General features: G+C 72.3%; 17 protein-coding genes. 15 read left to right on the top strand and 2 right to left on the bottom strand.

Annotation, left to right across the window (positions count from 1 at the left end):
* Window positions 1-2 precede the first annotated feature (2 nt).
* Genes AB4Y76_RS06105 through AB4Y76_RS06090 form a run of 4 tightly spaced genes read left to right on the top strand, consistent with a single transcriptional unit; the run spans window position 3 to window position 4,138 of the window.
* Window positions 3-1,109, top strand: coding sequence for a GuaB3 family IMP dehydrogenase-related protein (locus AB4Y76_RS06105; RefSeq protein WP_441923192.1), 1,107 nt, complete (start codon window positions 3-5; stop codon window positions 1,107-1,109).
* Between the two features lie 23 nt (window positions 1,110-1,132).
* A complete protein-coding gene (locus AB4Y76_RS06100; protein ID WP_441923190.1) occupies window positions 1,133-2,842 on the top strand; it encodes a glycerol-3-phosphate dehydrogenase/oxidase in 1,710 nt (569 codons plus the stop codon).
* Between the two features lie 41 nt (window positions 2,843-2,883).
* Complete coding sequence (locus AB4Y76_RS06095; RefSeq protein WP_441923188.1) at window positions 2,884-3,297, top strand: VOC family protein; 414 nt, start codon at window positions 2,884-2,886, stop codon at window positions 3,295-3,297.
* A gap of 55 nt (window positions 3,298-3,352) precedes the next feature.
* Window positions 3,353-4,138, top strand: coding sequence for a lytic murein transglycosylase (locus AB4Y76_RS06090; protein ID WP_441923186.1), 786 nt, complete (start codon window positions 3,353-3,355; stop codon window positions 4,136-4,138).
* A 19-nt stretch (window positions 4,139-4,157) separates the two neighbouring features.
* On the opposite strand, the gene AB4Y76_RS06085 is transcribed toward AB4Y76_RS06090, so the two are convergent.
* The gene (locus AB4Y76_RS06085) at window positions 4,158-4,814 is read right to left on the bottom strand and encodes a fumarylacetoacetate hydrolase family protein (protein ID WP_441923184.1); all 657 of its coding nucleotides are present in this window, start codon (window positions 4,812-4,814) and stop codon (window positions 4,158-4,160) included.
* Between the two features lie 5 nt (window positions 4,815-4,819).
* On the bottom strand, window positions 4,820-5,263 hold the full coding sequence (locus tag AB4Y76_RS06080; protein WP_441923182.1) for a RidA family protein: 444 nt from the start codon (window positions 5,261-5,263) through the stop codon (window positions 4,820-4,822).
* A gap of 100 nt (window positions 5,264-5,363) precedes the next feature.
* Between AB4Y76_RS06080 and AB4Y76_RS06075 the strand changes: the two genes are divergently transcribed.
* The 11 genes from AB4Y76_RS06075 (at window position 5,364) to eno (ending at window position 19,083) form a co-directional block, all read left to right on the top strand.
* On the top strand, window positions 5,364-5,837 hold the full coding sequence (locus AB4Y76_RS06075) for a cupin domain-containing protein (RefSeq protein WP_441923180.1): 474 nt from the start codon (window positions 5,364-5,366) through the stop codon (window positions 5,835-5,837).
* Window positions 5,834-6,772 (top strand): acyl-CoA thioesterase, encoded by a 939-nt coding sequence (locus AB4Y76_RS06070; protein WP_441923178.1) that lies wholly within the window; start codon window positions 5,834-5,836, stop codon window positions 6,770-6,772. Before AB4Y76_RS06075 ends, AB4Y76_RS06070 begins: the two co-directional genes overlap by 4 nt.
* On the top strand, window positions 6,769-8,424 hold the full coding sequence (locus AB4Y76_RS06065) for an AMP-binding protein (RefSeq protein WP_441923176.1): 1,656 nt from the start codon (window positions 6,769-6,771) through the stop codon (window positions 8,422-8,424). Before AB4Y76_RS06070 ends, AB4Y76_RS06065 begins: the two co-directional genes overlap by 4 nt.
* A complete protein-coding gene (locus AB4Y76_RS06060; protein ID WP_441923174.1) occupies window positions 8,421-10,811 on the top strand; it encodes a bifunctional salicylyl-CoA 5-hydroxylase/oxidoreductase in 2,391 nt (796 codons plus the stop codon). Before AB4Y76_RS06065 ends, AB4Y76_RS06060 begins: the two co-directional genes overlap by 4 nt.
* A gap of 5 nt (window positions 10,812-10,816) precedes the next feature.
* Window positions 10,817-11,263: an acyl-CoA thioesterase gene (locus AB4Y76_RS06055; RefSeq protein WP_441923172.1), complete on the top strand. Its 447-nt coding sequence runs from the start codon at window positions 10,817-10,819 to the stop codon at window positions 11,261-11,263.
* Window positions 11,260-12,102 carry a PaaX family transcriptional regulator gene (locus AB4Y76_RS06050; protein WP_441923170.1) on the top strand — a complete coding sequence of 281 codons (843 nt, stop codon included), beginning with the start codon at window positions 11,260-11,262 and terminating at the stop codon, window positions 12,100-12,102. Before AB4Y76_RS06055 ends, AB4Y76_RS06050 begins: the two co-directional genes overlap by 4 nt.
* Window positions 12,103-12,178: 76 nt before the next feature.
* Window positions 12,179-15,715, top strand: coding sequence for a transcription-repair coupling factor (mfd, locus tag AB4Y76_RS06045; protein WP_441923168.1), 3,537 nt, complete (start codon window positions 12,179-12,181; stop codon window positions 15,713-15,715).
* 5 nt (window positions 15,716-15,720) lie between these two features.
* Window positions 15,721-16,404, top strand: a complete 684-nt coding sequence (locus tag AB4Y76_RS06040) for a SurA N-terminal domain-containing protein (protein ID WP_441923166.1) — start codon at window positions 15,721-15,723, stop codon at window positions 16,402-16,404.
* A gap of 14 nt (window positions 16,405-16,418) precedes the next feature.
* Entirely contained in the window at window positions 16,419-17,051 is a 633-nt protein-coding gene (locus AB4Y76_RS06035; RefSeq protein WP_441923164.1) for a MazG family protein, read from the top strand.
* Complete coding sequence (locus tag AB4Y76_RS06030; protein WP_441923162.1) at window positions 17,048-17,695, top strand: hypothetical protein; 648 nt, start codon at window positions 17,048-17,050, stop codon at window positions 17,693-17,695. The genes AB4Y76_RS06035 and AB4Y76_RS06030 overlap by 4 nt, the downstream gene beginning before the upstream one ends.
* Window positions 17,696-17,805: 110 nt before the next feature.
* A complete protein-coding gene (eno, locus tag AB4Y76_RS06025) occupies window positions 17,806-19,083 on the top strand; it encodes a phosphopyruvate hydratase (RefSeq protein ID WP_441923160.1) in 1,278 nt (425 codons plus the stop codon).
* The last annotated feature ends 35 nt before the right edge of the window (window positions 19,084-19,118 follow it).

Here is a 19,118-nt window from a genome sequence, read left to right as displayed (position 1 = left end):
CCGTGACTGAGATCGAGATCGGACGCGCCAAGCGCGGCCGTCGGGCCTATTCCTTCGACGACATCGCGATCGTTCCGAGCCGTCGTACCCGCGACCCGGAAGAGGTGTCGACGGCCTGGCAGATCGACGCCTACCGGTTCGACCTGCCGATCATGGCCGCGCCGATGGACTCCGTGATGTCGCCGGAGACCGCGATCGCGTTCGGTCAGCACGGCGGCCTCGGCGTGCTCAACCTCGAGGGTCTCTGGACCCGGTACGAGGAGCCGGCGACGCTGCTGGCGGAGATCTCCGGCCTCGACGACGACGCCGCGGTGCGCCGGATGCAGGAGGTGTACGCCGAGCCGATCAAGGCCGAGCTGATCACCGAGCGGCTGCGTCAGGTCCGCGAGGCCGGCGTGACCGTGGCCGGCGCCCTCTCGCCGCAGCGCACCAAGGAGTTCGCCAAGACCGTCGTGGACGCCGGTGTCGACATGTTCGTCATCCGCGGCACCACCGTCAGCGCGGAGCACGTCTCCGGCCAGGCCGAGCCGCTGAACCTCAAGGAGTTCATCTACGAGCTCGACGTACCGGTGATCGTCGGCGGGTGCGCGACCCACCAGGCCGCGCTGCACCTGATGCGGACCGGCGCTGCCGGCGTCCTGGTCGGGTTCGGCGGCGGCGCGGCGCACACCACGCACGCGGTGCTCGGCGTCTCGGTGCCGATGGCCAGCGCGGTCGCCGACGTGGCCGCGGCCCGCCGCGACTACATGGACGAGTCCGGCGGCCGCTACGTGCACGTGATCGCCGACGGCTCGATCGGCCGCAGCGGCGACATCGCGAAGGCGATCGCCTGCGGCGCCGACGCCGTGATGATCGGCTCGCCGCTGGCCCGCGCCACCGACGCCCCCGGCCACGGCTACCACTGGGGGGCGGAGGCCCACCACGCCGAGCTGCCCCGCGGAGAGCGCGTGCAGATCGGGACCGTCGGCACCCTGGCCGAGATCCTCTTCGGCCCCTCCCGCGTCGCCGACGGCACCATGAACCTCGTCGGCGCCCTCCGTCGCGCGATGGCGACCACCGGCTACACCGAGGTCAAAGAGTTCCAGCGCATCGAGGTCGTCGTCCAGTAGCTCGGCTCTGACAGACTGACCGCATGAGCCTGATCGCGGACCTCGGACCGGACTCGCGGGCGAAGGCGTTGGCCGCGATGGGGTCGGACGAGGTCGATGTGCTCGTGGTCGGCGGGGGCGTGGTCGGAGCCGGGGTGGCCCTGGACGCGGTCTCCCGGGGGCTCACCACCGCGCTGGTCGAGCAGCGCGACTTCGCCAGCGGCACCAGCAGCCGCTCCAGCAAGCTGGTGCACGGCGGCCTGCGCTACCTGGAGATGCTCGACTTCGGACTCGTCCGCGAAGCGCTGGAGGAGCGCGGCCTGCTGCTCACCCGGCTCGCCCCGCACCTGGTCCGCCCGGTCCCGTTCCTCTACCCGCTGCACCACACCTGGGAGCGCCCGTACGTCGGCGCCGGCCTGCTCCTGTACGACGGCCTGGCGATGGCCGGCAAGTACGACATGGGCGTCCCGAAGCACAAACACCTCTTCCGCCGCCAGGTCGCCCGGATGGCGCCGGACCTGCGCACCGACCGGCTCACCGGCGCGATCCGCTACTACGACTGCCAGGTCGACGACGCCCGCCTGGTCATGAACATCGCCCGCACGGCCGCCCAGTACGGCGCCCACGTGGCGTCGCGGACGAAGGTGACCGGCTTCCTGCGGGAGGGCGAGCGGGTCGTCGGCGTACGGGCGCGCGACCTGGAGAACGACGTCGAGCTGACCGTCCGCGCCAAGGTCGTCATCAACGCCGCCGGCGTGTGGACCGACGAGATCCAGGACCTGGTCGGCGGCCGCGGCGCACTGCGGGTCGAGGCCAGCAAGGGCATCCACCTGGTGGTGCCGCGCGACCGGATCCGCTCGGAGGCCGGCGTCATCACCAAGACCGAGAAGTCGGTGCTCTTCGTGATCCCGTGGGGGCGGCACTGGATCATCGGGACCACCGACACCCCGTGGGACCTCGACCTCGCGCACCCGGCCGCGTCCCGCGCCGACATCGACTACGTCCTCGGGCACGTGAACACGCTGCTCAAGGACCCGCTGGACCACGACGACGTCGAGGGCGTGTACGCCGGTCTCCGCCCGCTGCTCAAGGGCGAGGAGGAGGCCACCTCCAAGATCTCCCGCGAGCACACCGTGGTCGCGCCCGTCCCCGGGCTGGTGCTGATCGCGGGCGGCAAGCTGACGACGTACCGGGTGATGGCGAAGGACGCGGTCGACGTGGCCGCGGAGGCGCTCGACGGCGGGGTCCGGCCGAGCATCACCGACCGGGTGCCGCTGCTCGGCGCGCACGGCTTCGAGACCCGCACCAACCAGCGCGCCACCCTGGCGCGGACCTTCGGCCTGCACCTGGCCCGGGTCGACCACCTGCTCGGCCGTTACGGCGGCATGATCGACGAGGTCCTCGACCTGCTCACCGACCGGCCCGAGCTCGCCGAGCCGCTGATCCACGCCGAGGACTACCTCGCCGGCGAGGTCGTCTACGCGGTCACCCACGAGGGCGCCCGGCACCTGGACGACGTGCTGACCCGGCGTACCCGGATCTCGATCGAGACCTTCGACCGCGGCGTCCTCGCCGCGCCGCAGGTCGCCGAGCTGATGGCCGAGGCCCTCGGCTGGGACCAGGGCCGGATCGACGAGGAGGTCGACCACTACCTGCGCCGCGTCGAGGCGGAGCGGCAGTCGCAGGAGAAGCTGACCGACCAGGAGGCCGACGAGGCCCGGGTCCAGGCCCCCGAAGGACCGTGGGCCGTCTAAAAGGTCTCGCCCCGCGAGGCGGTCCCCGGTAGACACGTCCCATGACCTGCTTCGTCTCGCACACGACCGTCGACGCCCGCAACGCCTACGAGCTCTCCGCGTGGTGGAAGCAGCTCCTCGGCTACGAGGACCTGCCCGACGACCCGAACCTGCCCGGGCACGAGGAGTGCCTGATCCAGCGCCCCGACGGCGGCCACCAGATCCTGTTCATCGACACCCCGGACACCAAGTCCGTGAAGAACCGGCTGCACTTCGACCTCCGGCCGCACGAGCGCACCCGCGCCGAGGAGGTCGCGTGGGCGATCTCGATCGGCGCGACCGTCGTCGACGACCTGAGCGACCACTACGGCCCCGGCGTCGGCTGGGTCGTGATGGCGGACCCGGAGGGCAACGAGTTCTGCATCCTGCGCAGCCTGGCGGAGGTGGAGGCGACCCGCGCGGGGACCGAGGGCTGATCCACCCTCCGGTCCGATTCGCCCGGCCGCGCGTTCACCGGGCACCATGGAGCGCGTGAACTCCACGGCCGCCGTCACCCGCGTGGTCATCGCGGCCCTGGTGGGCTCGGTGCTCCTCGTCGGCTCCGTCGTGTTCGCGGTGCTGAAGTTCGGCGGCGGAGCGGTGGTGGGCGACACCGACCTGCCCGTGCTCGAACCCGCCCCGACCCTCGCGGCCACACCGCAGCCGGTCCGGCCGGCGACCGGTCAGGGCGCGTCCCGCTCGGGTGGCCGCACCGCCGTGGACCCGGCGTGGCTCGCCCGGGTCTCGACGGCGGCGGGCATCCCGTTGCCCGCGCTGCGCGCGTACGCCGACGCCCAGCTCCGGCTCGGCACCGAGCAGCCCGGCTGCCACCTCGGCTGGAACACGCTCGCCGGCCTCGGCTGGATCGAGTCGCACCACGGCACGATCGGCGGCCGCACCCTGCTGGCCGACGGGCGTTCGTCGTCGACGATCCTCGGCCCGGCGCTGGACGGTGCCGGTCCGGTCGCGGCGATCCGGTCGTCGGCCGCCTCGGCCCGCTGGCACGGGGACGCGACCTGGGAGCACGCGGTCGGTCCGCTGCAGTTCCTCGCCTCGACCTGGGACCGGTGGGGAGCCGACGGCGACGACGACGGGTCCGCCGACCCGCGCGACCTCGACGACGCCGCGCTCGCGGCCGGCCGCTACCTCTGCGCCGACGGGCACGACCTGGCCACCAGCGCCGGCTGGAACGCGGCCGTGCACTCCTACAACCACGACCTGGCCTACGTGGTGAACGTGGCCGACGCCGCGAACACCTACGCGAGCCGGGCGCGCTGACGCCGGAAGGCTCGGGCCGTCACCCGCGCGTGACGATCCGGTTCCTGAGCCTGCCGATGCCCTCGATCTCGGTCTCGACGACGTCGCCGTCGGCCAGGTAGGCCGGCGGGGTCATGCCGAGACCGACCCCGCCCGGCGTCCCGGTGAGGACGAGGTCGCCGGGGGAGAGCCGGGTGAAGGTGGAGACGTAGGAGACCAGTGCCGCCGCGTCGAAGACCAGCTCGCGGGTGCTCGACCGCTGGCGGACCTCGCCGTTGACCCGGCAGACGATCTCGAGGCCGGCCACCGGGTCGATCTCGCCGGCGGGCACGTACGTGTCGCTCACCGGGGTGGTGCGGTCCCAGGCCTTCCCCTGGAACCACTGCAGCGTGCGGCGCTGCCAGTCGCGCAGGGAGATGTCGTTGGCCACCGCGTAGCCGGCGATCGCCGCGGTCGCCTCGTCACGGTCGGCATGCCGGACCTCGGTCCCGATCACGACGGTCAGCTCGGCCTCCCAGTCGAGCTCGCAGCCGGCCGGGACGACGATGTCGTCGGTAGGGCCGGTCAGGGTGTCGGCGTACTTGGCGAAGAGCGTCGGGTACGCCGGGGTCTCCCGGCCGGTCTCGGCGATGTGGTCGGCGTAGTTCAGGCCGCAGCAGATCACCTTGGCGGGGGCCGGGCGGCGTACGGTGCTCACCGTTCTCAGGCCGGCCGGCGGAGGCGCTCGTCGGGGATGACGGCGACGCCGAGGATCTCGATCATCGCCTCGGGCTGCCAGAGCGCCGTGGTGCCGATGCCGGCCATCGCCGGGTACGCCGACCCGGCGAGCTCGCGCCAGACCGCGCCGATCTCGCTGCCGTGGGCCTGGTAGTCGGGGATGTCGGTGAGGAAGATCGTGATGCTCACCAGGTCGTCCGGGACACCGCCGGCCTCGGCCAGCGTGGTCAGCACGTTGCCGAACGCCTGCCGGAACTGCTCGACGATCCCGCCGGGAACGATCCTCATGTCCTGGTCGAGCGCGGTCTGGCCACCCAGGTAGAGCGTGTTCCCGGACAGCGTGCCGTGGGAGTACCCCCGCGGGACGGGCAGTGCGGCGGGGTTGATCGGGACCGGTGTCAGGTCGCCGCCGTTCGTCTGTGCAGCCATGGTCGTCCTCGCTCCGAAAGTATTGACAAGATCGTGACGGTCGTGACGATACTGGCACAACGGGCCCGGAGGGAAGGGCCCGCGGGAAGAGGGAGCAGCGATGGACGGGTACGTGCTGGAGGGTGACAACACGAGGTACGCGAACGAGCACGGGCTCGTCGTACCGGTCGTGACCCGCCGCGGGGAGGAGCCGGGTGACACCAGCCAGTCCGAGGGCGCCACCCGCGTCTCGGGCGTGAGCATCCAGCACACCCCCGCGACCAAGCTCTGGTTCGGGCAGGTGCACAACCTCGCCGGCTACCGCTCGGCACCGCACCACCACGGCGAGGCCGAGACCGGGGGATACGTCCTGTCCGGCAGGGCCCGGATCTACTTCGGCGAGAAGTTCGTCGACTACTACGACTTCGCCGAGGGCGACTGGGTCTTCGTGCCCCCGTTCATGCCGCACATCGAGTGCAACCTGGACCGCAACGACCCGCTGACCTGGATGACCTGCCGGACGCCGGAGAACATCGTGGTCAACCTGCCCGACCTCCCCGACGACCAGCTGCGCGACTGGAGCACCCGGCCGTGAGCGCCCCCGACCTGCCCGGCTCGCGGATCTTCACCGACGCGATCACCCTCGAGCCGGCGACGCCCGAGCTCTTCGACGTCGCGTTCACCGCCGTCACCCAGCCGTGCCCGTGGCCCAAGGCGTACGGCGGCGACCTGGTCGCGCCGGCCGTCGCCGCCGCGATGCGCACCGTCGAGGACGGCAAGGTGATGCACTCGATGCACTCCTACTTCATGCGGCCCGCCGAGATCGGCGCCGAGGTGCGCTACGAGGTCGAGCTGCTCCGCGACGGCCGCGGCTACAGCACCCGCCAGGTACGCGGCTACCAGAACGGAAAGCCGCTCTACGTCTGCCTGGTCGGCTTCGCGGCCGGCGAGGGCGGCGGCACGTTCGCGGCGGCTCCCGGCGACGAGCTCGCCGCGGTCCCCGACCCGGAGTCGCTGCCCAGCTCGGCGGCGTACCTGCACGACCGCACCGGCGGCACGATGACCGAGGAGTCCCGGGGCTACTGGTCGCACGGCCGGTCCTTCGACATGCGGCACGTCCCCGGTCCGGTCTACCTGACCGTCGAGGGCGGGGCCCGTCCGCACCAGGCGATCTGGGTCAAGCCCTTCGACGCGCTCCGGCCGGTCGCGGGTCTCACCGACACCCAGCGCGACCTCGCCGCGCTCGCCTACGTCTGCGACTACACGATCCTGGAGCCGGTGCTGCGGGTCCTCGACCTCGCCTGGGCCGACCAGGGCCTGGTCACCGCGAGCCTCGACCACGCGATGTGGTTGCACCGCGCTCCGGCCCCGGGCGACCTCGACGGCTGGCTCCTCTACGCCCAGGAGGCGGTCGCCGCCGACGACGGCCGCGGGGTCGGGCTCGGCCGGTTCTTCACCCCCGACCACCGTCACCTGGCCACCGTGGTCCAGGAAGGCATGATCCGCGAGCCCCGAGGAGGGCGGGCATGACTCTCCACCAGCACCTGGCCCCGAGCGCCCACGTCGACACCTTCGCGCGCGACAACCTGCCGCCGGCCGAGCTGTGGCCGACGATCGAGTTCACCACCCCGGAGCTCCAGTACCCCGACCGGCTCAACGCGGCCACCGAGATCATCGACGTACCGGCCGCGACCTGGCCGGACCGCCCGGCGCTGCGCACCCCGGACGGCGAGGTCTGGTCCTACGGCGAGCTCCTCACCCGGGCGAACCGGATCGCCCGCGTCCTCGTCGAGGACCTCGGCGTGGTCCCGGGGAACCGGGTGCTCCTCCGCTCACCGAACAACCCGGTCGCGGTCGCCGCGTGGCTCGCCGTCCTCAAGGCCGGCGGCATCCCGGTCGTCACCTTCGCGGCGCTCCGCGCCCGCGACCTGAGCCCGGTCGTGGAGAAGACCCGGCCGGTCGTCGCGCTGGTCGACCACCGCTTCGTCGACGACGTCGTGACCGTGGTCGAGTCCGTCGCTCCCGCGCTGGTCGTCGTCGCCTTCGGCGGCGACGGCGACGGCGACGACGACCTGCTGGTCCGCGCCGGCGCCAAGCCGAGCACGTTCACCAACGTCGCGACCTCGGCCGACGACGTGGCGCTCTTCTGCCCGACCTCCGGCACCACCGGGGTGCCGAAGATCTGCACCCACTTCCACCGCGACCTGCTGTCGATCGACCACACCTTCGGACGGCACGTGCTGGCGCTGACCCCGGAGGACGTCGTCGCCTGCAGCGCGCCGCTCGCGTTCACCTTCGGCCTCGGCATGCTGGTCGTCTTCCCGCTGCGGGCCGGCGCCTGCGCGCTGCTCACCGAGCAGACGACCCCCGGGCAGCTCGCGGACGCCGTCGCCGAGCACGGCGTGACGGTCCTGGCGACGGCGCCGACGGCGTACCGGGCGATCCTGACCGGCGGGAAGGCGGACGCGCTGCGCGGTCTGCGGATCGGGGTGAGCGCCGGCGAGCACATCCCGCAGCAGGTGTGGGAGCACCTGCGCGACGAGCTCGGCCTGGAGATCGTCGACGGCATCGGTGGCACCGAGCTGCTGCACATCTTCCTCTCGGCGCGCGTCGGCGAGATCCGCCCCGGGGCCACCGGCAGGCCGCTGCCGGGCTACCGGGCCGCGATCCTCGGCCCCACCGGCGCCGAGCTCCCGGCCGGGCAGGAGGGCCGGCTGGCGGTGATCGGGCCGGTCGGCTGCCGCTACCTCGCCGACGACCGGCAGAGCGCCTACGTGCAGAACGGCTGGAACGTCACCGGGGACACCTTCGTGCGCGACGAGGACGGCTACTACTACTACGAGGCCCGGACCGACAACATGATCGTCTCCTCGGGCTACAACATCGGCGGCCCCGAGGTCGAGGCGGCGCTCAACGAGCACCCCGACGTGGCCGAGTCCGCGGTGGTCGCGGCACCCGACGCCGAGCGCGGCTCGGTGGTCTGCGCGTTCGTGGTGCTTCGCGAGGGGGTGGCCGGCGACGACGCCAAGGCCACCGAGCTGCAGGACTTCGTGAAGCAGACCCTGGCGCCGTACAAGTACCCCCGGCAGGTGCGCTTCATCGAAGTGCTCCCGCGCAACGTCAGCGGAAAGCTGCAGCACAACCTGCTGCGCCGCCAGGTCAAGGAAGAAGCAGGCGCATGAGGATCGCGATCGTCGGCGGCGGACCCGGCGGGCTGTACTTCGCCGCCCTGATGAAGGGCCTCGACGCGGGTCACGAGATCACCGTCTGGGAACGGAACGCCCCGGACGACACCTTCGGGTTCGGGGTGGTGTTCTCCGACGAGACCCTCGGCAGCATCGAGGGCGCCGACCGGGTCGTGCACGAGGCGATGGAGAGCCGGTTCGCGCGCTGGACCGACATCGACGTCACCGTCACCGACGCCGACGGCACCGACCACCCGTTCACCGTCGGCGGCCAGGGGTTCGCGGCGATGAGCCGCAAGGAGCTGCTGCGGATCCTCCAGGAGCGCGTCGCCGAGCTCGGCGTCACCGTGCACTACCGGACCGAGGCGCCCGACCCCGACGAGCTGCGGGCGTCGTACGACCTGGTGCTGGCGGCCGACGGCCTGAACTCGGCGGTGCGCACCAAGTACGCCGACGCCTTCGGCCCGAGCCTGGACCGGCGGAACAACAAGTACATCTGGTTCGGCACCGACCTGGTCTTCGAGGCGTTCCAGTTCTTCGTCAAGCACACCCCGTTCGGCACGATGCAGATCCACGGCTACCCCTACTCCGAGGCGGGATCGACGTTCATCGTCGAGATGCACGAGGACGTCTGGCGCCGGGCCGGACTGGACGCGACCGAGCACCAGACCTTCGGTCCCGGGGTCTCCGACGAGTACGCCGTGGAGCGGATCGCCGAGCTGTTCGGCCCCGAGCTCGCGGGTCACCGGATCCTCACCAACAACTCGAAGTGGCTCAGCTTCCAGACCGTCCGCAACGAGCGCTGGCACGACGGCAACGTCGTGCTGCTCGGCGACGCCGCGCACACGGCGCACTTCTCGATCGGCTCGGGGACCAAGCTGGCGATGGAGGACGCGCTCGCCCTCGCCGCCTGCCTCCACGAGCACCCGTCGGTCGAGGCCGCCCTGGAGGCCTACCAGGTCGAGCGGAAGCCCGTCGTGGAGTCGACCCAGCGCGCGGCGCAGGCCTCACTGGAGTGGTTCGAGAACATCGGCATGTACGCCGACCAGGACCCGGCGCAGTTCGTCTTCAACCTGCTGACCCGGTCCCGCCGGATCACGTTCGAGAACCTCAAGGAGCGCGACCGCGACTTCGCGGGCCGGATGGAGGCCGAGTTCGCCCGGCACCAGGGATCGGACGAGGCGGGCTCCGATCCTGGGCCGGCGATGTTCCAGCCGGTCCGGATCGGGCCGCTGGAGCTGAGCAACCGGGTCGTCGTCTCCCCGATGGACATGTACTCCGCCGTCGACGGCCTGGCCGACGACTTCCACCTGGTCCACCTGGGCTCGAAGGCGCTCGGCGGCGCCGGCCTGGTGATGACCGAGATGATCTGCGTCTCGCCGGAGGGCCGGATCACGCCCGGGTGCACCGGACTGTGGAACGACGAGCAGCGCGAGGCGTACCGCAGGATCACGGCTTTCGTCCACGAGCGCTCGGGCGCCCGGATCGGCGCGCAGCTCGGTCACTCGGGCCGGAAGGGCTCCACCCAGCTGATGTGGGAGCAGATGGACGCGCCGCTCGCCGAGGGGAACTGGGAGGTCGTCGGTCCCTCGGCCCTGCCCTACGGGGAGGGCTGCCACCTGCCGCGGGAGATGACCCGCGCGGACATGGAGACGGTGCGCGAGGAGTTCGTCGCCGCCGCACGGCGGGCGGTCGAGGCCGGCTTCGACCTGGTCGAGCTCCACGCCGCGCACGGCTACCTGCTCTCCTCCTTCCTCTCCCCGGTGTCGAACAAGCGCGACGACTCCTACGGGGGCTCGCTGGCGAACCGGCTGCGCTACCCGCTGGAGGTCTTCGACGCCGTCCGGGCCGTCGTACCGGCGCGGCTCCCGGTGACCGTCCGGATCTCGGCGACCGACTGGGTGCCCGACGGCAACACCGAGGACGACGGCGTCGAGATCGCCCGGGCGTTCATCGAGCACGGCGCGGCGGCGATCGACGTCTCCTCCGGGCAGGTGACCCAGGACGAGAAGCCGGCCTTCGGGCGCTCGTACCAGACCCCGTTCGCGGACCGGATCCGTCACCTGGTGGCCGAGCCGGCCGGCGCCAAGGTGATCGCCGTCGGCGCGATCTCGTCGTACGACGACGTGAACTCGATCCTGCTCGCCGGCCGCGCCGACCTGTGCGCGCTGGCCCGCACCCACCTCTACGACCCGCAGTGGACCTTGCACGCCGCCGCCGAGCAGGACTACCGCGGTCCGGGCGCGACCTGGCCGAAGCCGTTCGAGGCCGGTCGCCGCAAGCCGCCGACCTCGCGGACCGACAAGATCCCGCCGCGGCTGTCGCTGCTCCGCGAGGGCGCCGGGCAGGACGTGCACCTGCGCTGGACGCCGGGCCGGGGATGACGGCCGTGGACGGGCACCCCGGGACCACGTTCCGCACCCAGGTCGAGTGGATCGACACCGACGCGGCCGGGATCTACCACAACAGCACGGTGGCCCGGTGGGTCGAGGCGGCCGAGGCCCGGCTGATGGCCGGGCCCGGGCTGCACGACTACTTCCGGTCCGCGCCGCGGGTGAGCTACCACGCCGACTTCGAGGCCCCGCTGTTCTTCGGCCAGGAGGTCACCGTGCACCTCGAGGTGACCGAGCTGGGGTCCTCGTCGATGACGTTCGGCTTCGAGGTGTGGGGCGAGGAGCACGGCGGCCGGCCCCGTCGCCGGGCCGCGCGCGGGTCCTACGTCACCGTGCACGTCGAGCAGGACCACGACCACCCGGACGGTGCGCGCAGCTCGCCGTGGCCGGCCGGGACGGTTGCCGCGCTGCAGGGGCAGGGTCGGGCACAATCTCCGGCGTGACTCCTGTGGACGAGAGCGTTGCGCCGGCGAACCGCCGCTCGCGCAACGTCCTGGTCACGTTCATCGGCGCGTTCGTCCGCAGCTTCGACAACTGGATGCCGATCGCGGGGACCATCGACCTGACCGGTCAGCTCGGCCTCGACAGCGCCAGCGTCCGGACCGCGATCTCCCGCCTGAAGAAGCGCGGCTGGCTGGAGGCGGAGAACCGCGCCGGCGTCCGCGGCTACCGGCTCACCGAGCACGCCCTCGAGGAGTTCGCCGAGGGCGACGAGGTCATCTGGCACGCGCGCGAACCCGCGCGGCTCGAGGACGGCTGGTGCGTGGTCACCTTCTCGATCCCCGAGTCCGCCCGGACGAAGCGGCACTTCCTGCGCCGGCACCTGACCGCGCTCGGCTTCGGCAACGTGAGCGCCGCCGTCTGGATCGCCCCGGCCCGGATGCAGGCCGCGGCGGGCAAGGCGATCGCGGAGCTCGGGCTGGCGGAGCACTGCGCCGTCTTCGTCGGCGACTACGCCGGTGGACAGGACCTGCGCGCGCTCCTGGTGGACGCCTGGGACCTCGACGAGCTCCAGCGGAGCTACCAGTCCTTCCTGGACGACCACGCGGCGGGGGAGCGCGAACGCCGCCCCGAGGAGATGGACGGCCGGGAGGCGTTCGTCACCTACCTCGGGATCCTGGACCGGTGGCGCAAGCTTCCGTACCGGGACCCCGGCCTGCCGCGGGAGGTCCTCCCGGCAGGCTGGAACGGCCCCGATGCCACCGCGCGCTTCGAGCGCCTGGTGGAGGCCCTCGAAGCGCCCGCGCTCGCCCACGCGGCCCGCTACTGGCCGGCGACCTAGACTGGACCGCAACCCCCTGTCCGCACCGGTCGGGGGCATTCCGCGTTGTCCCGTCCGCCACCAAGGAGCTCTTCTCGTGCGTCTCGCCGGCCTCGCCGATGCCGTCCTCGCCGAACCCACCCTCGCCCGGGCACTGGCCGACGCGCGCGGCAACCTGGTCCCGACCCTGGACCTGACCGGCCCGCCGGCGCTGCGGCCGTTCGTGGTCGCCGGGCTGGCGCGCACCGGCCGGACCGTGCTGGTCGTCACCGCGACCGTGCGCGAGGCCGAGGACCTGGTCGCCGAGCTGGTCGACGTCGTGCCCGAGGACGGGCTCGCCCTGTTCCCGGCCTGGGAGACGCTGCCGCACGAGCGGCTCAGCCCGCGCAGCGACACGGTCGGCCGCCGGCTGGCCGTGCTGCGCCGGCTGGTGCACCCGGGCGCGGACGCCAGCAACGGCCCGCTGAACGTGGTCGTCGCCCCGGTCCGGTCGGTGCTCCAGCCGCAGGTCAAGGGCCTGGCCGACCTGGTCCCGGTCGAGCTCGTCCCCGGCCAGCAGGTCGATCTCGACGACGTCGTCCGGTCGCTCGCCGACGCGGCGTACGCGCGGGTGGACCTGGTGGAGAAGCGTGGCGAGTTCGCCGTCCGCGGCGGCATCGTCGACGTCTTCCCGCCGACCGAGGAGCACCCGCTCCGGGTGGAGTTCTTCGGCGACGAGGTCGAGGAGATCCGCACCTTCGCCGTCGCCGACCAGCGCACCCTGGCGACAGTCGAACGGCTCTGGGCGCCGCCGTGCCGCGAGCTGCTGCTCACCGACGAGGTCCGCAAGCGGGCCGCCGCGCTCGGCGAGGCGCACCCGGAGCTGGCCGAGCTCACCGACAAGCTCGCCGAGGGCGTCGCGGTCGAGGGCATGGAGTCGCTGACCCCTGCGCTCGTCGACGAGATGGAGCTCCTGGTCGACCTGCTGCCGGCCGACACCCACGTGCTGCTGCTGGACCCGGAGCGGATCCGCACCCGGGCCCACGACCTGGTCGCGACCAGCGAGGAGTTCCTCGGCGCGAGCTGGGCCGCGGCGGCGTCCGGCGGGCGGGCCCCGATCGACCTGGGCGCGGCCTCGCTGCGCTCGCTGGCCGAGGTGCGCGAGGCCGTGCTGGCCCAGGGCAAGGCCTGGTGGGGGCTGGGTCCCTTCTCCGGGGGTCCCTTCGGCATCGAGGACGAGGACCTGCTCGCGGTCGGCGCGACCGCCGTCGAGCCGTACCGCGGCGACATCGAGGCCGCGGTGACGGACCTGCGGCGGCACCTCGCCGAGGGACGCCGCGTGGTGGTCCTGCAGCAGGGTCACGGCCTCGCCGAGCGGACCGTCGAGGTGCTCGCCGAGCACGACGTGCCGGCCCGCTTGGTCGACGTGCTCGCGGACCCGGTGCCCGGGGTGGTCGAGGTGGCCCTGGGCTGCCTGAACCAGGGCCTGGTCCTCGGCGACGTCGTGTTCCTCACCGGCGAGGACCTCTCCGGGCAGAAGGCCTCGACCCGGGACATGCGCAAGATGCCGACCCGGCGGAAGAAGCAGATCGACCCGCTGGAGCTCAAGCCCGGCGACTACGTGGTCCACGAGCAGCACGGCGTCGGCCGGTTCCTGGAGATGAAGCAGCGCGAGGTGCACGGCGCGATGCGCGAGTACCTGGTGCTCGAGTACGGCGCCAGCAAGAAGGGCCACCCGGCCGACAAGCTCTACGTCCCGGCCGACGCGCTCGACCAGGTGACCCGGTACGTCGGCGGCGAGCAGCCCAGCCTGGACCGGCTCGGCGGCGCCGACTGGGCCAAGCGCAAGGGCCGTGCCCGCAAGGCCGTCCGGCAGATCGCCGCCGAGCTGATCAAGCTGTACGCCGCCCGCCAGGCCACGAAGGGCCACGCCTTCGGCCCGGACACCCCGTGGCAGCGCGAGCTCGAGGACGCGTTCCCGTTCCACGAGACCCCGGACCAGCTGACCACCGTGGAGGAGGTCAAGGCCGACATGCGCCGGACGGTGCCGATGGACCGGCTGGTCTGCGGCGACGTCGGCTACGGCAAGACCGAGATCGCCGTCCGGGCGGCGTTCAAGGCGGTCCAGGACGGCAAGCAGGTCGCGGTGCTGGTGCCGACCACCCTGCTGGTCAACCAGCACTACTCGACGTTCGCCGAGCGGATGGGCGCGTTCCCGGTGGTGCTCAAGCCGCTGAGCCGGTTCCAGTCCGACAAGGAGGCCAAGGAGGTCATCGAGGGTCTGGCCGACGGCTCGGTCGACGTCGTGATCGGCACCCACCGGCTGCTGAACCCGGACATCAGGATGAAGGACCTGGGCCTGATCGTGGTCGACGAGGAGCAGCGCTTCGGCGTCGAGCACAAGGAGCTGATGAAGCGCATGCGGACCAGCGTGGACGTGCTCTCGATGAGCGCCACGCCGATCCCGCGGACCCTGGAGATGGCGATCACCGGCATCCGGGAGATGTCCACGATCACCACACCGCCGGAGGAGCGGCACCCGGTGCTCACCTACGTCGGCGCCTACGAGGACCGCCAGGTGATCGCGGCCATCCGCCGCGAGCTGCTGCGCGAGGGCCAGGTCTTCTTCATCCACAACCGGGTCACCTCGATCGAGAAGGCGGCCGCGCGGATCCGCGAGCTGGTGCCCGAGGCCCGGGTGGCGACCGCGCACGGCCAGATGGGCGAGCACCAGCTCGAGCAGGTGATGCTGGACTTCTGGGAGAAGCGCTCCGACGTCCTGGTGTGCACGACGATCGTCGAGTCCGGCATCGACGTCTCGAACGCGAACACGATGATCATCGAGCGGGCCGACACCCTCGGCCTCTCCCAGCTGCACCAGCTGCGCGGCCGGGTCGGCCGGAGCCGGGAGCGCGCCTACGCGTACTTCCTCTACCCGGCGGACAAGCCGCTGACCGAGACCGCCCACGAGCGGCTGGCCACCCTCGCCCAGCACTCCGACCTCGGCGGCGGCATGGCGATCGCGATGAAGGACCTGGAGATCCGCGGCGCCGGCAACCTGCTCGGCGGCGAGCAGTCCGGGCACATCGCCGACGTCGGCTTCGACCTCTACGTCCGCCTGGTCGGCGAGGCGGTCTCGGAGTTCCGCCAGGACGGCAGCGCCGTCGAGGAGCTGACCGAGGTCCGCATCGAGCTCCCGGTCGACGCGCACCTGCCGCACGACTTCGTACCGAGCGAGCGGCTGCGGCTGGAGATGTACAAGCGGCTCTCCGAGGTGCGCACCGACGCCGACGTGGCGGTGCTGCACGAAGAGCTGAACGACCGGTACGGCGCCCCGCCGGCGCCGGTGACCCGGCTGCTGGAGGTGGCCCGCTTCCGGGCCCGATGCCGCCGCGCCGGGATCTCCGAGGTGACCGTCGCCGGGAAGCACGTCCGGTTCGCTCCGGTCGAGATCCCCGACTCGCGCGCCGTCCGGCTGAACCGCGTCTACCCCGGCAGCCTTCTCAAGCCGGGTGTGCGTACGATGCTGGTGCCGCGTCCGCAGCCGACGACGTTCGGGGCCCCACCGCTCCGCGACGAAGAGCTGCTGGCGTGGGCGAGCCGGGTGATCGACGCCGTGATCGATCCCCCCGAGACACAGGAGAGCCCTTCGTGAAGGTCATGCGTCTGGTAACCGTCGGCGTCGCCGCCGCGGCTGTCGTCGGTCTGTCGGGTTGCTCGGAGACGGGGGGCCGGGCCGCCACGGTCGGGGACACCACGATCAGCACGTCCGACGTCGACTTCCTGACCCGGATGCAGTGCGACGCGCTCGACAACGCGGCGAAGGACCCGGCGCAGGCCCAGCAGGTGCAGACGGTGACGACGCGCCAGGTGCGGGCGGACATGGTCAACGCGCTGGTCCTCTCCGAGCTGAACGCGCAGATCGCCGAGGACAAGGGCGCCTCCTACGACCAGGCGACCTACCGCAAGGTGATGGACCAGTTCGAGCCGGCCGTCCAGGCCGTCCCGAAGGAGGACCAGGACCGGTTCCGGGACCTGGTCGGCGGCTTCTACCAGGGCCAGCTGCAGATGTACGCGCTGGCGCAGGAGGAGCTCGCCTCCCAGGGTGTGCAGCAGCCGAACGACGACGAGGTCTCCAACGCGATCGCCACCATCGAGGGCGACTTCCGCAAGGACGTCGACATCTCCGTCAACCCGGTCTACGGGCCGGACGCCGACGGCAACGCCGGCGCCGTGGACGCCTCCCTCTCCCGGCCGGTGTCCTCGTTCGCGAAGCAGGCGGCGTCCAAGCAGCCGAGTGCCGAGTGGATCGGGGCGCTGCCCGCGGGACAGCGCTGCGGCTGAGCGAGGGGGGTCCGGTGACCGGTCCCGACGCTGACCCAGGAACATCCGCGCTGGTCGAGCTGACCGAGGTGATGGCGCGGCTGCGGGTCGGCTGCGCCTGGAAGGCGGGCCAGACGCACACCTCGCTGGTGCGCTACCTCCTGGAGGAGACCTACGAGACCGTCGAGGCGATCGAGTCCGGCGACTCCGAGCACCTGCGCGAGGAGCTCGGCGACCTGCTGCTCCAGGTCTGGTTCCACGCCGAGATCGCCGCCGAGGAGGGCCGGTTCGGCATCGAGGACGTGGCCGCGGACCTGGTCGCGAAGATGCGCCGCCGCAACCCGCACGTCTTCGCGCCCGAGGAGGCGTCCGCCGACGCGGGCGACCCGGAGTCGATCAACGAGCAGTGGGAGCGGATCAAGGCCGCGGAGAAGCGCCGCGGCGGGATGATGGACGGAGTGCCGGAGGAGCTGCCCGCGCTGCTGCGGGCCGTGAAGGCCCTGGACCGGCTGGACCGTGCCGGCGGCGTCCCGGAGATCGACCCGGCGAGCGCGGACCTCGGCGTCCGGCTGCTGGCGCTGGCGGCCGAGGCCCGGGCGACCGGCACCGACCCGGAGCAGGCGCTGCGCGCCGCGGTCCGGTCGCTGGTCGGATCGGACCCGGGATGAACCGAGCGCGTCTCGGGCCCGTGCTGGCCGGCGTGCTCCTGGTGGTGACCGGACTGCTCCTCACCGCGTGCGGCACCCCCGACGACGAGACCACCCGCCCGACCCGGACGACCACGGCCTCCCCCGAGCTGCCGGCGGACCTGCCGACGCTCCCGGTCGGCGACGGGAAGGTGGCTCCGGGTGACCCGGTGCACCCGGAGGGCACGAACCTGGTGGTGAACGGACGCACGATCCGGCTGGCGCCGCTGCGCGCGGACAAGGTCGCGGTGGTCCCGGGCGGGATCTTCTTCCTCAACGACGGCGAGCTCTGGTTCACCGACCTCGACCAGGCGCGCTCGACCGGCTTCGACGACGTCACCGGCCCGGTCGCCTCCGCGGACGGCAGCCGGATCGGGTTCGTCGACCTCGGCCACGGCCCGATGGACGATCACGGCACCCGGCTCGCCCTGGCCGTCGCGTACGACGCCCGCACCGGCAAGGTCCTGCGGGCGACGTACGACGGCATGGGCGACCCGGCGACCGACGACCTGGCGGCCCGGTACGCGAAGAGCCCGCCCGCGGTGCTCGGCTTCGACGACAGCGCCATGATCGTGCGCGGGGTCGACGGCGTCCGCCGTATCCCCCTCGACGGCAACGACGCCTGACGGCCTCTCCGGGATCCCGCCGCGTCCGCCGGCCGGGTGCTGCCGGGGATCGCGGTCCGGCCCGGATAGGCTGGCCGGGCTCGTCCCGTGACCATCCCAGGAGCCCCGAATTGGCAGCCATCGAAGACGTCATCGCCCGCGAGATCCTCGACTCCCGCGGCAACCCCACCGTCGAGGTGGAGGTGATCCTCGACGACGACAGCTTCGGCCGGGCCGCGGTTCCGTCCGGTGCCTCGACCGGTGCGTTCGAGGCGGTCGAGCTGCGTGACGGCGGCGACCGGTACCTGGGCAAGGGCACCGAGAAGGCCGTCGCGGCCGTGGAGTCGCAGATCGCGCAGCGGATCATCGGCCTCGACGCCAGCGACCAGCGCCTCGTCGACCAGGAGATGCTCGACCTCGACGGCACCCCGAACAAGGCCAACCTGGGCGCCAACGCGATCCTCGGCGTCTCCCTGGCGGTCGCCTCCGCCGCGGCCAGCAGCGCCGGCCTGCCGCTCTACAAGTACGTCGGCGGCCCGAACGCGCACGTCCTGCCGGTGCCGATGATGAACATCCTCAACGGTGGCGCGCACGCCGACACCAACGTGGACATCCAGGAGTTCATGATCGCCCCGATCGGCGCCCCGACCTTCCGCGAGGCGCTGCGGATGGGTGCCGAGGTCTACCACTCGCTCAAGTCGGTGCTGAAGAAGCAGGGCCTGGCGACCGGCGTCGGCGACGAGGGCGGCTTCGCGCCCGACCTGAGCAGCAACCGCGCCGCGCTCGACCTGATCGCCGACGCGATCGGCCAGGCGGGCCTGACCCTGGGCACGGACGTGGTCCTGGCGCTCGACGTCGCGGCGAGCGAGTTCTGCACCGACGGCGCCTACACCTTCGAGGGCGCGTCCAAGAGCGCCGCCGAGATGACCGCCTACTACGCCGACCTGGTCGCGAGCTACCCGATCGTCTCGATCGAGGACCCGCTGGACGAGGACGACTGGGACGGCTGGAAGACCATCACCGACCAGCTCGGGACCAAGACCCAGCTCGTCGGCGACGACCTGTTCGTGACGAACGTGGAGCGCCTCCAGCGCGGCATCGACGGCGGCCAGGCGAACGCCCTGCTGGTCAAGGTCAACCAGATCGGCTCGCTCACCGAGACCCTGGACTCGGTCGCGCTCGCGACCCGCAGCGGCTACCGCTCGATGATGAGCCACCGGTCCGGCGAGACCGAGGACACCACGATCGCCGACCTCGCGGTCGCGACGAACTGCGGCCAGATCAAGACCGGCGCTCCGGCCCGGTCCGAGCGGGTGGCGAAGTACAACCAGCTGCTCCGCATCGAGTCCGAGCTCGGCGACGCCGCCCGCTACGCGGGTCGCGGCTCGTTCCCGCGCTACCAGGGCTGAGCCCGGGAGACCCAGAGGGAACCCGGAGAGCCATG

Source organism: Marmoricola sp. RAF53 (genome assembly GCF_052114005.1).
Taxonomy (GTDB): Bacteria; Actinomycetota; Actinomycetes; order Propionibacteriales; family Nocardioidaceae; genus Marmoricola.
The sequence above is the reverse complement of the archived record's forward strand: the minus strand, read 5'-3'. Positions and strand labels throughout refer to the sequence as shown.

Bases quoted from the DNA above. Each gene is read 5' to 3' on its own strand.
- AB4Y76_RS06100 (WP_441923190.1), top strand. From the start codon at position 1,133: ATGAGCCTGATCGCGGACCTCGGACCGGACTCGCGGGCGAAGGCGTTG.
- AB4Y76_RS06095 (WP_441923188.1), top strand. From the start codon at position 2,884: ATGACCTGCTTCGTCTCGCACACGACCGTCGACGCCCGCAACGCCTAC.
- AB4Y76_RS06080 (WP_441923182.1), bottom strand. From the start codon at position 5,263: ATGGCTGCACAGACGAACGGCGGCGACCTGACACCGGTCCCGATCAAC.
- AB4Y76_RS06075 (WP_441923180.1), top strand. From the start codon at position 5,364: ATGGACGGGTACGTGCTGGAGGGTGACAACACGAGGTACGCGAACGAG.
- AB4Y76_RS06065 (WP_441923176.1), top strand. From the start codon at position 6,769: ATGACTCTCCACCAGCACCTGGCCCCGAGCGCCCACGTCGACACCTTC.
- AB4Y76_RS06060 (WP_441923174.1), top strand. From the start codon at position 8,421: ATGAGGATCGCGATCGTCGGCGGCGGACCCGGCGGGCTGTACTTCGCC.
- AB4Y76_RS06040 (WP_441923166.1), top strand. From the start codon at position 15,721: ATGCGTCTGGTAACCGTCGGCGTCGCCGCCGCGGCTGTCGTCGGTCTG.
- AB4Y76_RS06030 (WP_441923162.1), top strand. From the start codon at position 17,048: ATGAACCGAGCGCGTCTCGGGCCCGTGCTGGCCGGCGTGCTCCTGGTG.